The following is a 14,046-nucleotide window of genomic DNA, read 5'->3' as shown; positions in this document are numbered from 1 at the left end:
GTCACCGAGGTAAGGAGGAATCACCACTTGAGCGCTCCCGTGCCGCTCGCCGAGCTGGTCGGGCCGGTCATTCGTGACCTGGCCCGCCACTCGGGCAAAGACCTGTCCCGCTGGCTCGAACAGGTCGCGCGTCTGGGCGGCTGCGCCGAACCGGTGCGCCTGGTCGGCCACAGCGTCACGCTCGACCCCGACACCGGTCAGGTGCTCGGCGAGTACTCCACCCGGCACGAACCGCACGGGCAACTCATGATCCGATGCGGCAACCGGCGTGCGTCTCGCTGTCCCGCCTGCGCCGCGACCTACCGGGCCGACACCTACCACCTCATCCGCGCCGGGCTGCTCGGCGGTAAAGGCGTCCCCGATGCCGTGCGCACCCATCCCCGCGTGCTCGCCACGCTGACCGCGCCATCGTTCGGGGCCGTGCATCGCGGTCCCGGCAAGGACGGCCGGCCGGTGGTGTGTCACCCGCGCCGCAACGGACCGGCCTGCTTCCAGCGGCACACCGCCGATGAACCCCTGCTCGGTCAGCCCATCGACCCCGGCACCTACGACTACACCGGGCACGTGCTGTGGAACGCACACGCCGGGGACCTGTGGCGCCGGTTCACCATCTACCTACGCCGTCACCTGGCCGGGCTGTCCGGGCTGAGCCGCTCCACGTTCAACCGGACCGTGCGGGTGTCGTTCGCCAAGGTCGCCGAGTACCAGGCACGCGGCGTGGTCCACTTCCACGCCGTCATACGGCTCGACGGACGCGACGAATCCGGCGCGACCCTGCCCCCGCCTCACTGGGCCACCGTCGCACTCCTGGACGGCGCGATCCGCTCGGCCGTCGCCGCCGTTCACCTCGACGCTCCCGACCTGGGACAGGCCACGACCGTGCTGAGCTGGGGCGAGCAAGTCGACGTCCGGCCCATCGAAGCGGGTGAGCTGGCCGGCGGGGATGAGTTGTCAGAGCAGAAGGTCGCCGGATACGTCGCCAAGTACGCCACCAAGGCCGCCGAGACTTCCGGCACCCTTAACCGGCGCGTCAAAGCCGCCGACCTGCCTCGCCTGCGACACCTCGGCGTCACCGCGCACGCCGAACGCCTGATCCGTACCGCTTGGAACCTCGGGGACCCGCTGACGTACCCCGACCTGGTGGAACTGAGGCTGCGCAAGTGGGCACACATGCTCGGCTTCCGCGGGCACTTCTCGACACGGTCCCGCGCCTACTCCACCACCTTGACCGCCCTGCGACAGGCACGCGCGCACTTCCGGGAACTCCAGCTCGCCGAGCGACAGGGCCGCACACCCGGAAGCACGCTGGTCCTCGCGCACTGGAGCTACGCCGGACAGGGCTACACGCCGGGAGAGTCCGCGCTGGCTCTGGGATTCGCGGATTCGTCGGGAACGTCAAATCACCACAGAAAGGAGCTTGCGAATGTCGAAAGTCGAGACGGTCTCCCCGAATGAGCCGCTGAGTCCGTCCGTGGATGGCTGGTACACGACGGAGGAATTAGCCCAGATGCTCAAGGTCGATCCTTCGACGCTTCGGCGATGGCGCACGGGTCGGCCGATTCAGGGACCGCCGTTCGTTCAGCTCTCGTCGCGGGTGACGCTCTACGACGTGCGCGACGTACGGCGATGGCTGGAAAGCCGCCGCATCGACCCTGCACAGGTGGCCTGATGGGAAGCCTTCAGCAAGCCTTGCCGCTTGGCGTCACGTTGTCGTCGGATGTGGAGTTCCGTGCCGGCAGACCTCGCCCGTACCGCGCGCGTGTGCGCTGGATTGATCCGGTGACCAAGCGGCGGAAGTCGAAGTCTGAATCAGTGGACACCTCCGAAGCTGCCCAAGCGTGGATCAAAGAGATAGAGGACGCTGCTCGGGGCGGTGTTGATCCGATCTCGGCTACGGCCACGCTCGCCGAGTTCGGGGAACGGGTGATGTCCCTCGCGCTGCGCGGGTTGGAGAGCAAGACCCTGGATCCGTACATGGCGGGCTGGCGCAAACGCGTGGTCCCGGCCTTGGGGCACCTTCCGATTCGGCTGATCACCAATGGTGCTGTTGATCGGGCGGTGCATGCTTGGATCGCCGATGAGTGCGGTCAGTCCACGGTCAAGAACAGCTTGGCGGTCCTCGTGCGAGTCATGGAGCAGGCGGTCAGGGACGGCGTCATTGATCGCAATCCGGCTCGGGTGACTGGCTGGCGACGTGAGTATCAGCGAGCGGAAGACGAGTTGGACAACCCTCGTGCTCTGGCGTTGCCCGATTGGGAAGCTCTCACTCGGCTCGCGGCGGCGTTGGTTGAGCGGTCGGCGGACAACTACTCGGGATGGGGTGAGGTGGTCATCTTCGCCGCTTGCACCGCCGGACGCATTGGGGAGGTCTCGGGAGTGCGGGTCGGGGATATCGACCCTGTTTCGTGGACGTGGACGGTGCGCCGGCAGACCACGCCGAGTCCCGGCGGGCTGGTCGATAAGGGCACCAAAGGCAAGCGGGCTCGAACCGTCCCGCTCATCGCGGAAGTTCGGGAGCTGGTGGCGCGTCGCCTCGACGTGATCGGCTCGGACAAGTCGGCGCGGCTGTTCACCGGTCCTCGCGGTGGACGGATCACGACCGCGGTGCTTCGGGATGCGACCCATTGGGATGACGTGGTGGCGAGGCTCGGCTATGAGCATCTTCGGCGTCATGACCTCCGGCACACCGGGCTTACCTGGATGGCGGATGCCGGGGTTCCGGTCCATGTCCTCAGGAAAATCGCTGGTCACGGGTCGTTGACCACGACGCAGCGTTACTTGCACCCCGATGCGCGGTCGATCGCTGACGCCGGCGAAGCGTTGAGCGCTCACCTGTCGGCTCGCCGGTCCCCAAATGGTCCCCGGCTGCGGGCCGTGTAGCCTCGCTCATTCGGTGATCCGACATAAAGAAAGGTCTGTTGACCTGAGGTTTCCCTCAGCTCGACAGACCTTCTCGTCTGTCGGGACGACAGGATTTGAACCTGCGACCCCTTGACCCCCAGTCAAGTGCGCTACCAAGCTGCGCTACGTCCCGCTGCCCTTTGTGGTGGGCGAGAACAACCTTAGCGCAGATCCAGTGGGCATGTGTAACGGGAGCCGCGGTGGGTGGGGGAGGATGGGGGGCATGGGGCGGAAGGCGTTCATCGATCGGGTGGAGCTTCGGCGGCTGGTCGCGGCGGGGTGGTCCAATGCGGAGATCGCGGCGCGGTTCGGGGTTACGGAGTCGGGGGTGTCGCAGGCGAAGCGGGCCGCGGGGTTGGCGCGGGCGATGCTCGATCATGGGCGGGCTATTCCGTGGAAGTTGAGCAGGGTGCACAACCAGACGGGGCCGGCCACGAATCTGCGGAATCTTTCCGCGGTGGCGCAGGGGGGTGAGGTGCCGCGGGTGAAGGTCAACACGGCGGTGCGGTGGGCTCGCAGGCTGGTCGAGGCGGGGATGGATGTGGCGTACGACCCGGAGAAGGGGTTCTACGAGATGCCGGTCTCGGGGTCGTCGCATGTCGGGAGCGTGTTGAACGACGCGCTGGCCGCGTTGGAGAGGCAGGAGGCTGAGGCGGGGGAGTCGTCCTCCTGAGCCTTGCGGTACGGGTTCCGGCGGGGGGTGTGTGGGCCTCGTGCCCCGGGGCTTTGTGGGGGGCTGGTGCCTGGAGGGCTGCCGGAACGGTGGGGGAGTGAGCCTGAGGGGGTTGGCGAGGCAGGGGGACGGAGGGTTGTCGGACGGGGGCCCCGGGAGCCGGCGGGGTCAGGTGGTGGCGGGTCCCGGGGGGTGGTGGGGGTTCGGGTCAGAACCAGCCGCGGCGGTGGGCCATGGTGGTCAGGCCGGTGTGGAGGGCTTGCTGGATGGTGCCGGGGTGGTCGCCGTAGGTGACGCGGAAGCGGTTGTAGACGTCGTGGCTTGAGGTGAGGAAGCCGCCTCGGGTGTCGGCTTCGAGGATGACGTCCATCGAGTGGGGGCCGGCGATGAAGGTCAGTTCCAGCTCGTTGAAGTGGCGGCGCCAGTCGGGGGAGGCGTAGTACTCGATCTCCTGGAAGAAGGGGAGCGTCGAGCCGCGCAGGGTGCCTTTCTCCAGGTCCGCTCGTTTGAAGCGGAAGCCCATGCGGTCCAGTGCGGCGAGCAGGTGGGCCTGTTCGGGGAGGGGTTCGACGTACAGCGGGTCGAGGTCGCCCTTGTCGAGTGCGCCGGCCAGGGACAGTTCGGTGGCGACGCCGAGGCGCATGCCGTGCAGGGGGTGGCCGCCGACGGAGCTGAGGGGGGTCTCCCAGGGGACGTGGACGGAGAACGGGAGGGAACGGGACTCGCCGGCCCTCAGATCGAAGGGGCCGGAGACCTGGGAACGCATGAACGGGTACGTGGTGCGGTACTCGTTGTCGCCTTGCTCGACCTCGACGACGGCGGTGAAGTCCACGGTTATCGCGTCGACCCGGTGGTCGGACGAGCCACCCTGGAAGCGCACCGTGCCCTCCAGGAGCCCGCCGGGGCGTACGTGCGTGGTGCGCAGCACCGTGTCGACCTCTACGCCGGCACCGAACGCGGCCATCAACTTCCGGAACACCGCTCACTCCTTCTTCGCTGGTCTCTGACCGGCCAACGGTCCACGACCTGCGCTGGTTCCACCTTTATCGACTATGTCTTGATATTTCCGGGACGGGGGACCGGCGTGAAACTCAGGCCCCCCGCCATTCGTTCTCCTGATCGGACACACCTTGGGCCACCGGCGCCGTTCCGCACGTCGCGCGCCTGGCTCCTGAGCGGAGGACGAGCCGATGACGACAGACCAGGCGGCCCCCGGGCCGCCTCCCTTACAGCTCACGGCACGGGAGCTGCGCTACCCCGCCGGGTCGCTGGTGCTCCTCGCCGGGCTGCCAGGCGCCGGAAAGAGCACCCTCCTGCAGCGCCTGTACGGCATGAGCGGCGAGGAGACCGTACCGCTGGCGGCCGGCGACGTGCGCGTGGTCGACTCGCGGCAGGCACGTAACTGGTGGAACCGCTACCTCGGCCCGGTCCCCCCGAGGGTCCGCACCCCTCTCGTGCACGCCACCCACGTGGTCCGCATCGCGCGCGCCGTCATGAACGGCCACACCGTCGTGGCGCACACCCGAGGCACCTGGCCGCACATCCTGCACGGCTTCGCCTGGCTGACCCGCCGCCGCGGCGCCGCCACCCACGTGATCCTCCTGGACGTCCCTCCGCGCACCGCCAGGGCCGGCCAGTACTCCCGTGGCCGCGTCGTCACCGAACTCACGTTCGCCAGGCACTGCCGCCGCTGGCAGGCCCTGATGACCGACGCCGGAGACGGCGCGCTCCACCCGGCCGCGAGCGTCACGACCCTGGACCGCGCCGCCGCCGACCGCCTGCGCGTGATCCGCTTCGACGCCGCCTCCTGACGCCACCGCTAGGCCACCCGGCGCCGGCCGGTACGGCGACGCAGCAGCAGCCCGGCTCCCGCGGCGGCGGCGATCAGGGACCCGGTGACGACGAGCGGACGTCCGTCCCACCCGGCGTCACCACCCCCGCCGGTGTCCGCGCCTCCCGCCGGGGTTCTGGTCACCGCCGGGGCCGGTGTCTCCGCCGAGTCCCCCGGGGCCGGGGAACGCGTCACGGTCGCCGTGACGGTGCTGGTGTGCCGCGGGGTCGGGCTCGTCGTCGGGCTGACGGTGGGGCTGGATGTCGGGGTCGGTGTGAGGGTGGCCGTCGGGCTGCCACCCGGTCCCGCCACGGTCAGGGTGCCCGGCTTGAGCTCTGTCTTGTTCGTGACCTCACACTCGATCAGCGGCTCGGCCGGCCTCTCGCCGATGTTGATCGCCGCGGGGGTCACCGCACCGGTTCCGGCGCTGTTCGGCGTGGTCCGCAGCTCCACCGCGGCCGTAGGCAGCGGGATCTCCTGGCCGGCGCCGACCGTGCCGAGCTGACCCACCCCGGTGGCGGAGGTCAGCCCGGGGAAGCCGCTGATCGCCGCGTACGCGTACACCTTGACGCCGCTGAGCCCTCCGGCGGGGGCACGCAACCCGCTGCCGGCGTAGCTTCCCCGCCACTGGATGACCAGTTGCTGTCCGGCGACCGCTTCCGCCGGCATGGTGAGCCCGACGCTGACGACGATGGTCTGCGTCTCGGCCGCGCCGGTCGTCATGCACCGGTACCGCACCTGGTTGGTGGTCTCCGCGGCTTTCTCCGACGCGTCGGAGAAAGCCGCGGGCTGACAGAGGAGGAGTCCGCCGCCGAGCATGGCGGACAAGAGAACCGGCCGGATACGCAAACCAACTCCTGTTACGACAGAGCAGACGATTGGTGACGGCTCTGGCGTCAGCGGAGTTGTCCTGGTGTCCGCATGCGGACACGTTCGATGGAAGGCGCCGCGAGTCCCACGGCGCGGTGAGAGGACGGAGAGCGCCGCCGGTGGGTCATTCCAGGATGAAGGTGGCGTCCGCCTGTGCGGTCGTGTCCGTCGCCGGTTGCAGGTAGAGCTCGCGGCCGGTGTGGCGGATGTAGCGGCCGGGGAAGTTGACGGACTCGAAGGACACGGCGGCCGAGGAGGCCAGGCCGGGGCGGCGGGTGAAGGAGGCGTCGGAGCGGAAGGTCGCGGTGCCGTCGTTGCGTTCGACCCAGAGTTCGTAGTTGCGGTGGCGCAGGTAGTAGCCGGGGAAGTTGGTGGACTCCAGGGACACGCTGCCGTTGCCGGCGAGGCCGGGGACGATGCGGAACTGGGAGTCGGCGAGGTTGGTGACGTTCGCCTCGATCCGTGCGCGGTAGTCCCAGTGGCGTACGAAACGGTCGGGGTAGTTGTACGACTTCAGGCGGACCGGGGTGACGCCGTCCGGGACGGGGATGCCGAAGTTCGGGGTGCCGTCGGTGTTCCAGTAGAGCTTCTGCAGGCGGACGCGCCGGTTGGGGTCGTTCAGGGGGTCGCCGGAGATGTCGCGGTAACCGCGGTCGTGGTAGACGAGGATGTCGCTCTGGCCGTCCTCGGAGACGGTGAAGGAGTTGTGGCCGGGGCCGTACTGGCCGGTGGCGGCGTTGCTGGTGAACACCGGGGACGGGGTTTTCACCCAGGAGGACGCGCTGAGCAGGTTGGCGGACGCCGAGGCGGTGAGCAGGCCGAGGCAGTAGTTGGCGTCGGTGGCGCTGGCCGAGTACGTCAGGAAGATCCGGCCGTTGCGCTGGATGACCGTCGGGCCCTCGTTGACGGCGTAGCCGCGCCGCTCCCAGTCGTACGTGGGGGTGGCGATGCGCACGGGGGTGCCCGTGATGGCCCACGGGCTGCTCATCCTGGCGATGTAGAGGTTGGAGTTGTTGTTGACGCCGGGCTCGGACTGGGCCCAGATCAGGTACCGCACGCCGCCGGCGACGAACGTCGACGCGTCCAGCGCGAACGTCTCCCACGCGGTGCGGATCTGGCCGCGTTCGGTCCAGGCGGCGGTCAGCGGGTCGGCTCCGGTGCCTTCCAGCACGTACATGCGGATGGCCCAGACGTCGTTGGTGGCGCCGGCGGCGAAGTAGACGTACCACTTGCCGTCGATGAAGTGGATCTCCGGAGCCCAGATGTGGGCCCCCATGACGCCGCTGGTGTGCCGGCGCCAGATGACGGTCTCCGGCGCGGTGGACAGGCCCTGCAGCGTGGTCGCGCGGCGCAGGACGATCCGGTCGTACTCCGGCACGGTGGCGGTCATGTAGTAGAAGCCGTCGGTGTGCTTGTAGATCTGCGCGTCGGCGCGCCGCTCCACCAGTGGGTTGGTGAACTGGACCGACGGGGAGGCCGCGGCGGGTGGCGCGGGGAGCAGGACGGCGGTCAGCGCGGCGGCGACGGCGAGGGACGCGGCGCGCCTGCGGGTACGGGACTGTGGCATGGAAGGTTCCTCTCCGGCCGTCCGCGCGCGCCGCAGCGGCATGGGTACGTGGTCGTGGCGGCGGATCCGCGAAGCCGTGGCGTCCTTTTGTGTCGTCCGGTACGTGTGTGTGTCGCGCGCGACGTTGATGTTTGCGCTCACATTTATGGCTGTCAAGGAATCGACGTCCTGCCATCGCGCCTTCACCACGTCACTCCTGCGGCTGCACCGCGAGGTCTGATGAAAATTTCGCCGGAAAACCCGTGGTGTTTTGGGAATTCGCCGAGGGTTTCCACACGTGCTTGACATGCGTAAATGTGAGCGCAAACATGCAGGCGGCCGAATGCGGCGGAGAAGGCCGAGGCGGACGACGGCGCGCGGAGCCGCCGGGCCGCCGGGACCGCACCGGTGGCTCCGCCTCGATCGAAGGAGAATCGCATGCCCTCCCCGCCAAGGCACGCGAGCCGCCGGTTGCGTGCCGTACTCGGCGCCGCCGTGGCCGTCGTCCTCACCATGGTCGGAACGGTCGTCGGAGCGGTCGTCGCGGTGCCGCCGGCCATGGCCGCCACCGTCGACACCTCCGCCTACTACGTGCTGGTGAACCGGCACAGCGGCAAGGCGCTCGACGTGTACAACCTCGCCACCACCGACGGGGCCCCGATCGTCCAGTGGGCCCGCAACGACGGCAACCAGCAGCAGTGGCAGTTCGTCGACTCCGGTGGCGGCTACTACCGGCTGCGGTCGCGTCTCAGCGGCAAGGTCCTCGACATCTACGAGCGCTCCACCGCCGGCGGCGCCGACGTCGTGCAGTGGGCCGACAACAACGGCGCGAACCAGCAGTTCCGCCTCGCGGACTCGGCCGGCGGCTACGTCCGGCTGATCAACCGCAACAGCAACCTGGCCCTGGAGGTCTACGAGTGGTCCACCGCCGACGGCGGCCGGATCTCGCAGTGGAGCGACCTCGACGGCGCCAACCAGCAGTGGCAACTGGTCAAGGTCGGCGGGAGCACCACCCCTCCGCAGACCGGGTGCGGCAGCGGGACGTTCCACGGCGAGGTCACCGTCAGCGGCGGCGCCTGGACCGCGCGCAACGGCGGCACGACCCGCTACACCGGCGGTGACATGCTGGCCGCCATGCAGGCCGCCGTGAACGGCCTGACCGCCGGCCGCACCAGCAAGCAGCGCGTGGTGGTGCGCGGCTCAGGCAACGTGCCGGCGAGCGCACGGCTGTCCCTGCCGAGCTACACCATGCTCGACGTGTGCGGCACCATCAACGTGACCGGCTCGGGCTCCGGCGACATGGCGCCGGTGTACTCCCGCGGCACCACCGACGTCGAGGTGCAGAACCTGACGCTGACCGGCACCCCGCTGTACGGCGTCTTCATGCGCAACGTGAACAACCTCACGCTCGGCCGGATCGACATGCGCCTGTCGGCGGGTCTCGGCATCCGCATCGACAACCACGGCGGCGACCGCGCGGTGAAGGTGCGCAACATCCGCATCGACGACGTCTACGTGTCCGGCACCGGCACCCACGGCGTGGAGACCTACGGCGTGGACGGCCTCACCATCGGCACCGTCACCGCGCGCAACACCCACGACTCGGGCCTGCTGCTCAACGACACGATCAACGCCACCGTCGGCACGGTCGACGCGCAGAACGCCGGCACCGGCACCGGCTACGCCGCGTTCCGCATGGCCAACCGCAACGGCCGCGTGGGGAACAGCTATCCCACCAACATCCGCGTCGGCAACGTCATCGCGAGCGGCGGCGGACGCGGCGTGTTCTGCGTGTCGGAGAGCGGCGGCGCCGTCATCGACCGGGTCACCATCTCCAACACCGGCAACAACGCGATCCTGGTCGAGAACTGCTACAACGTCACCATCGCCGGCGTCTCCGGAACCGTGACCGGCGGCGGCGAGGTCCGCATCGCCTCACGCGGCGAGTTCCCCATCTCCTCCGGCATCACGTTCCAGAACCTCACCGTCACGGGTACCGGCATCCGCCAGGACCCCTGCGGCGGCGCGAACAACGTCATCCGCAACGTGACCCGCGTCAACTCGTCACTGACCTGGTGCTGACCCGCGCCATCGGCAGCCGGCCGCGCGGCCGTCGCCGCGCGGCCGCGTGAGTCTTTCAGACGGCACGGTGACGTCGGCGCAGGTCGCCGCGCCGCCGGTGACCGGTATCGGTCGCCGCGCTGGGGGACGGGACGGCGATGTCATAGCTTGGCGGCTTGTTTGTCGGCGGAAGGGAGAAAAGGTGCGTAAGTGGGTGGCGGTGGCCGGGGCGGCTCTGCTGGCGGCGCTGGCCGGAGTGCAGGGGGCCACGGCCTCCGACCGGGGGCACGAGAGCGGGACGTGCGGCGGCAGGGGGTTGTTGTTCTGTGAGGACTTCCAGGGGGAGGCGATCGGGGGAGCGAGCAGCCTCAAGTGGGGGGTGGACACCAAGCACGGGATGCTCAGCGTCGAGCGGGACGGCAGGCGCGGGGAGAAGGTGCTGCACGTGCGGACCGAGGGCAACGGCCGCGCGTTCTTGAAGGTCGACGACTTCGCGGCGCCGGGGAACAGCTTCTACGGCAGGGTCCGGCTGAAGGTCAAGGCGTTCCCGACGGCCCCGGACTGGGCCCACTACACGCTCATCGAGACGACCGGCGCCGGGCCGGAGATCGTACGGCCCCTCGGCGGCCAGTACGTCCCCGAGGGCCGCGTCGCGCTGTGGGGGGTCGGCGCGGACGGCGGCCCCACCGGTGACTGGACCAACTGGCGGCAGTCGGCCCCGTCGCGCGCGGGGGTGTGGCAGTGCGTGGAGTGGCGCATGGACGCCACCGACAACCGTGTCACGCTGTGGTTCGACGGCGTGCCGCAGCCCGACCTCACGGTCTCCACCAAGCAGCACGGCGGCAACCAGGTCGACTTCCTCTTCCCGAAGTTCGACACCGTCAAGATCGGCTGGCAGCTCTACCAGGGGAACCCCACCCCCGGTTCGTACGACGTCTGGATGGACGACATCGCTCTCGGCACCCGCCGCGTCGGCTGCTAGAGGGTGTGTCCCCGGGGTGCGCGCCGGCACGACTGAGGCACCCCGGGGACACGTGGTACGGCGGTGCCCTCCTTCGCCGTACCACGGAGAGACCGGGTGGGGTCCCGCGGCCGGGCCGCGACCGCGGGACCCCACCCGGTGGCTTCACGAGCGCGACCGATCCGCACGGGTCGCGCTACGCCTGCGCCAGCGTCAGGCCGCCGGCCACCACCAGGGCGACGGCCCACAACCGGTCCACGTCGAACCAGGCGCGCCGCAGCACGGCGAGCCCGGCCACCTGGTACACGACGACCGCGATCACCCCCGCGACGGTGAACATCGCGAGCGTGTGCAGCACGGCCAGCTCCAGCCCACCGGGCAGCGCGCGGCCCTCGGCCTGGAGCCCGGTGAACAGCGGGATGAGCATCAGGCCGGCGCCGTGCGCCGAGGACATCAGGAACGACCAGGCGGCGAGCTGCGGCAGTGACAGCCGCATCCCCACCCAGCGGAAGTGCCGGGTGGACAGCAGCCGCCACAAGCCGAACGCCACCAGGGCCGTCCCTCCGAGGATGGACAGCACGGTCGCGGTGACCAGGGAGCCGGTGAGGGTCACCGCGAGCGCCACCACCGCCACCGAGCCGAGGTGGCCGGCGGCGATGGCCGGCAGTGACGCCAGCACGACGCTCCTGTCGCGTTCCTGCAGGCCACGTGCGACGGCGAACAGCCACCCCATGGCGGGGTTGAGACCGTGGAACGCGCCGAGCAGCGCGGCGGTCAGCAGGGTCACGGGTAGCAGTAGGAGTCGGAGGAGGCGTCGCCTCCCTGCAGCCGCACCTGGTGGGGACGCAGGCCGCGGAACGCGTCGCCGTTGGGGAAGAACCGCTCGTCGAACGTGAACGAGTCGGCGTCGATCCTGGCGAGCCAGGCGCCGACCCCCTCGGGGTAGAACTGGTCGTCCCAGGCCCCGTACAGGGAGTTGCTGACGTAGACCCGCTTGCCGTCCCTGCTGACCTCGACCATCTGGGGGCCGCCGCGCAACGGGGCCGCGAGCGCCGGGTGCGGCGTGTTGCCCACGATGCCGCCGATGCGCAGGGAGCCGAGCTCAATCGGCTTGAACGGGTCGGACACGTCGTACTGCTTGATCTCGCCGGTGCCCCAGCACGACACGTACAGCCGCTGGTCGTCCACCGACAGGTCGATGTCGGTGACGAGCGGCGGCACCGCGCCGAACGGCTTGAGCACGTCCGGCAGGACCGACGGATCGGCGGGCTCGGCCGGGATGTCGATCACCTTGCGCACCTGCCACCGGCCGTCCTCGTGGAACCACGTCCACACCGACGCCGACAGGTCCTCGACGCTGGTGACGACGCCGACGAAGCCGTAGGTCCGCGTCGGGTCGTGCGCGGGACGCAGCTCCAGCGGCATCTGGTACTGGTCGCCGAGGTCGACCTCCTGCAGGTGCCGGCGTTTGCGCAGATCCCAGAAGTGCAGCCGGTGACCGTACTTGCGGCCGAGCAGCAGCTCACCCACCACGCCGTCCTCGATCATCGAGGGGGTGCCCCATTCGGAGGTGACGAGCACGTCGTGGTTGATGTGCCACCAGAAGTCGTACGCCAGGTACTGCGGCCCGCGGTCGACCTCCCACCGGCCGAGCACCTCGAACGAGGTGTGGTCGAGGACCGCGATGCCGCCGGGGCCCTCCTCGCCGTCCGCGCCGCCGAGCGCCGAGACGTACAGCCCTTCGGGCCCGCAGTGCACGGTGTGCGGCCGGGAGTAGCCGGATCTGGCGAACTGCTCCGGCTCGATCACCTTGACGATCTCGGGGCTGACACGGTCCTTGGTGTCGAGGATGTAGAGCCGCGACGACCGCAGCCCCGGCACGACGAGGTAGCGCCGCTCGACGTGCGGGTGCGGCGCGTACGGGCACAGCGCGCTGCTGCACGCGTTCCAGCCGAAGTGGTGGAGCTCGTCGCCGGTGTACGGCAGGTCGGTCCAGCCGACCACTTCGCCGTAGGCGGGGGAGCCGGGGTCGGTGTCGAGCACGGCTATCGCGTCGGGACGGGATGCCTGCCGGTCGAAGGCCGCGACGTAGGCCAGGCGTTCCGCCGGTGCGGACGCGGCGTCCCGTGGTGAAGGGTAGAACGTGGGGTCCGGTGTCCAGAGTGCCATTTTCCCAGCATCCCGCTAATTCCTACAAGGTCAATAGGTGATTGCTCGGCGTGAGGCCGAGCCGGCCGGCCCCGGGTGGAGGGCCGGCCGGTGTGTCCCCGGGGTCAGGCGGCGAGCGGCGAGTACGCGGAGGCGTCCCCGGCCAGTGCGACGCTCGGCCGTCCGTCGACACCCTCGGGGACGTCCCCGGCGATGGTGACCCGGTGCAGCCGCCGGGCCTGGTCGCCGAAGTCGTGGACCACACGGTGCTGCGTGGCCCGGTTGTCCCAGACGGCCACGTCCCCCGGTGACCAGCGCCAGCGCACCGTGTTCTCCACCTGCGTGACCTGCTCCTGGACGAGAGCGATGATCGACGCCGAGGTCTGCGCCGACAGGCCGGAGATCCGCTTGGCGAAGTCGCCGAGCAGGATCGACCGCTCACCGGTCTCCGGGTGCACCCGCACCACCGGGTGCTCGGTCTCGTAGGTGGTGGCGGAGAACACCTCGGCGTACTTCTTGGTGCGCTCGGGATCGTCGGAGGCGGCGACCCGCGCGTAGTCGAACTGGTTGGTGTGCACGGCCCGCAGCCGGTCCACGAGGTCGCGCAGCGCCTCCGGCAGGTTCTCGTAGGCGGTCACGGTGTTGGCCCAGAGCGTGTCGCCGCCGGCCGGCGGGACGGTGATCGCGCGCAGCACCGACGCGAGCGGCGGCCGGTCGACGAAGGTGACGTCGGTGTGCCAGCGGTCGACCTTCTGGCCTGCGCTGTAGTCCAGGTCGAGGATGTGCGCATTGCCGTGCAGGGCCGGGACGGTCGGGTGCGCGCCGGTCGGCTCGCCGAGCAGGCGCGCGAAGGCGACCTGCTCCTCCTCGCCGAGGTGCCACTGGCTGCGGAAGAAGACGACCTTGTGCGTGAGCAGGAGCCGGCGGATCTCGGCGACCTGTCCGGCCGGCAGGTCGCCGCCGAGGCGCACGCCGGAGATCTCGGCGCCGATGCGGCCCGCGACGGGGGTGACGTTCAGGGACATGGAGATGGTTCCTTCCGGGAGGGGACGTGG

General features: G+C 69.9%; 13 protein-coding genes and 1 tRNA gene. 7 read left to right on the top strand and 7 right to left on the bottom strand.

Annotated features, from left to right (window positions below; genetic code table 11):
- The first annotated feature begins 27 nt into the window (after positions 1–27).
- Genes BJ992_RS18710 through BJ992_RS18700 form a run of 3 tightly spaced genes read left to right on the top strand, consistent with a single transcriptional unit; the run spans position 28 to position 2,880 of the window.
- Entirely contained in the window at positions 28–1,455 is a 1,428-nt protein-coding gene (locus BJ992_RS18710) for a replication initiator (RefSeq protein WP_184982746.1), read from the top strand.
- Positions 1,424–1,669 carry a helix-turn-helix domain-containing protein gene (locus BJ992_RS18705; protein WP_184982744.1) on the top strand — a complete coding sequence of 82 codons (246 nt, stop codon included), beginning with the start codon at positions 1,424–1,426 and terminating at the stop codon, positions 1,667–1,669. The genes BJ992_RS18710 and BJ992_RS18705 overlap by 32 nt, the downstream gene beginning before the upstream one ends.
- Positions 1,669–2,880 (top strand): tyrosine-type recombinase/integrase, encoded by a 1,212-nt coding sequence (locus BJ992_RS18700; RefSeq protein ID WP_184982742.1) that lies wholly within the window; start codon positions 1,669–1,671, stop codon positions 2,878–2,880. The genes BJ992_RS18705 and BJ992_RS18700 overlap by 1 nt, the downstream gene beginning before the upstream one ends.
- Before the next feature lie 80 nt (positions 2,881–2,960).
- Here the strand turns inward: BJ992_RS18700 and BJ992_RS18695 are convergent.
- A tRNA-Pro gene (locus BJ992_RS18695) sits at positions 2,961–3,034 on the bottom strand.
- 90 nt (positions 3,035–3,124) lie between these two features.
- Between BJ992_RS18695 and BJ992_RS18690 the strand changes: the two genes are divergently transcribed.
- Complete coding sequence (locus BJ992_RS18690; protein WP_184982740.1) at positions 3,125–3,574, top strand: hypothetical protein; 450 nt, start codon at positions 3,125–3,127, stop codon at positions 3,572–3,574.
- Positions 3,575–3,782: 208 nt separating this feature from the next.
- Here the strand turns inward: BJ992_RS18690 and BJ992_RS18685 are convergent, their stop codons facing one another.
- Positions 3,783–4,553 carry a sporulation protein gene (locus tag BJ992_RS18685; protein WP_343072739.1) on the bottom strand — a complete coding sequence of 257 codons (771 nt, stop codon included), beginning with the start codon at positions 4,551–4,553 and terminating at the stop codon, positions 3,783–3,785.
- 211 nt (positions 4,554–4,764) lie between these two features.
- On the opposite strand from BJ992_RS18685, the gene BJ992_RS18680 reads away from it, so the two are divergent.
- On the top strand, positions 4,765–5,385 hold the full coding sequence (locus BJ992_RS18680) for an AAA family ATPase (RefSeq protein WP_184982739.1): 621 nt from the start codon (positions 4,765–4,767) through the stop codon (positions 5,383–5,385).
- Positions 5,386–5,393: 8 nt separating this feature from the next.
- On the opposite strand, the gene BJ992_RS18675 is transcribed toward BJ992_RS18680, so the two are convergent.
- Both BJ992_RS18675 and BJ992_RS18670 read right to left on the bottom strand, forming a co-directional pair.
- The gene (locus tag BJ992_RS18675; protein ID WP_184982737.1) at positions 5,394–6,254 is read right to left on the bottom strand and encodes a hypothetical protein; all 861 of its coding nucleotides are present in this window, start codon (positions 6,252–6,254) and stop codon (positions 5,394–5,396) included.
- Between the two features lie 145 nt (positions 6,255–6,399).
- Positions 6,400–7,842, bottom strand: a complete 1,443-nt coding sequence (locus BJ992_RS18670; RefSeq protein WP_184982735.1) for a family 43 glycosylhydrolase — start codon at positions 7,840–7,842, stop codon at positions 6,400–6,402.
- A 417-nt stretch (positions 7,843–8,259) separates the two neighbouring features.
- Here BJ992_RS18670 and BJ992_RS18665 point away from each other — a divergent pair, with 417 nt between their 5' ends.
- Both BJ992_RS18665 and BJ992_RS18660 read left to right on the top strand, forming a co-directional pair.
- Entirely contained in the window at positions 8,260–9,903 is a 1,644-nt protein-coding gene (locus tag BJ992_RS18665) for an RICIN domain-containing protein (protein ID WP_184982733.1), read from the top strand.
- Between the two features lie 181 nt (positions 9,904–10,084).
- Complete coding sequence (locus BJ992_RS18660) at positions 10,085–10,864, top strand: hypothetical protein (RefSeq protein WP_184982731.1); 780 nt, start codon at positions 10,085–10,087, stop codon at positions 10,862–10,864.
- 175 nt (positions 10,865–11,039) lie between these two features.
- On the opposite strand, the gene BJ992_RS18655 is transcribed toward BJ992_RS18660, so the two are convergent.
- From BJ992_RS18655 to BJ992_RS18645, 3 genes are all read right to left on the bottom strand, one after another.
- Positions 11,040–11,630: a hypothetical protein gene (locus tag BJ992_RS18655; protein WP_343072738.1), complete on the bottom strand. Its 591-nt coding sequence runs from the start codon at positions 11,628–11,630 to the stop codon at positions 11,040–11,042.
- Positions 11,627–13,012 (bottom strand): selenium-binding protein SBP56-related protein, encoded by a 1,386-nt coding sequence (locus BJ992_RS18650; RefSeq protein ID WP_184982729.1) that lies wholly within the window; start codon positions 13,010–13,012, stop codon positions 11,627–11,629. The genes BJ992_RS18655 and BJ992_RS18650 overlap by 4 nt, the downstream gene beginning before the upstream one ends.
- Before the next feature lie 104 nt (positions 13,013–13,116).
- Positions 13,117–14,016, bottom strand: coding sequence for a TauD/TfdA dioxygenase family protein (locus BJ992_RS18645; protein WP_184982727.1), 900 nt, complete (start codon positions 14,014–14,016; stop codon positions 13,117–13,119).
- Between the last annotated feature and the right edge of the window lie 30 nt (positions 14,017–14,046).

It is taken from the genome of Sphaerisporangium rubeum (genome assembly GCF_014207705.1).
Taxonomy (GTDB): domain Bacteria; phylum Actinomycetota; class Actinomycetes; order Streptosporangiales; family Streptosporangiaceae; genus Sphaerisporangium; species Sphaerisporangium rubeum.
This window is presented reverse-complemented; position numbering and strand designations above follow the sequence as displayed.